This is a genomic window from Bacillus sp. 22475 (assembly GCF_052044835.1).
GTDB lineage: Bacteria > Bacillota > Bacilli > Bacillales > Bacillaceae_G > Bacillus_A > Bacillus_A cereus.
The window spans coordinates 1-626 of record NZ_JBQENW010000094.1; the positions used below are offsets into that span (position 1 = coordinate 1).

A 626-nucleotide genomic window follows, 5' to 3' on the forward strand; every position below is an offset into this window, starting at 1 on the left:
AGCCAGGATCAAACTCTCCAATAAAGTTAGTTTGTCTAGCATCTAAAAATAAAAATTGACGTTTCACGTTGTTTGTTTCGTTCAGTTTTCAAAGAACTAAAAGCGGGTGAAGAGAATCGAACTCTCGACCAGAGCTTGGAAGGCTCTTGTTTTACCACTAAACTACACCCGCGTGGTCGGGAAGACAGGATTTGAACCTGCGACCCCCTGGTCCCAAACCAGGTGCTCTACCAAGCTGAGCCACTTCCCGTAATTGGCGCGCCCGAGAGGAGTCGAACCCCTAACCTCTTGATCCGTAGTCAAACGCTCTATCCAATTGAGCTACGGGCGCTTATTCATGATGTTTTTTCGTCGTTGTATTTTGGCGACTCAATTATCTTATCATACTATATTTTCAAATGCAAGTACTTTTTTAAGATTTTTTTGATGCGGCCGAGAGGACTTGAACCTCCACGGGGTTTCCCCCACTAGGCCCTCAACCTAGCGCGTCTGCCGTTCCGCCACGACCGCGCGGAAAAAACAAAAAGTGAGCCATGAAGGATTCGAACCTTCGACCCTCTGATTAAAAGTCAGATGCTCTACCAACTGAGCTAATGGCTCGTAAATGGCTGGGCTAGCTGGATTCG

The 626-nt window shown here is 47.0% G+C and carries 5 tRNA genes; all 5 read right to left on the minus strand.

Going from position 1 to position 626, the window contains the following annotated elements:
- Positions 1–101: 101 nt before the first annotated feature.
- Positions 102–172 (minus strand) — tRNA-Gly (locus ACTJJY_RS31975).
- 1 nt (position 173) lies between these two features.
- Positions 174–250 (minus strand) — tRNA-Pro (locus ACTJJY_RS31980).
- 4 nt (positions 251–254) lie between these two features.
- Positions 255–331 (minus strand) — tRNA-Arg (locus ACTJJY_RS31985).
- A 96-nt stretch (positions 332–427) separates the two neighbouring features.
- Positions 428–510: transfer RNA gene (locus tag ACTJJY_RS31990), tRNA-Leu, on the minus strand.
- A gap of 17 nt (positions 511–527) precedes the next feature.
- A tRNA-Lys gene (locus ACTJJY_RS31995) sits at positions 528–600 on the minus strand.
- Positions 601–626: the final 26 nt, after the last annotated feature.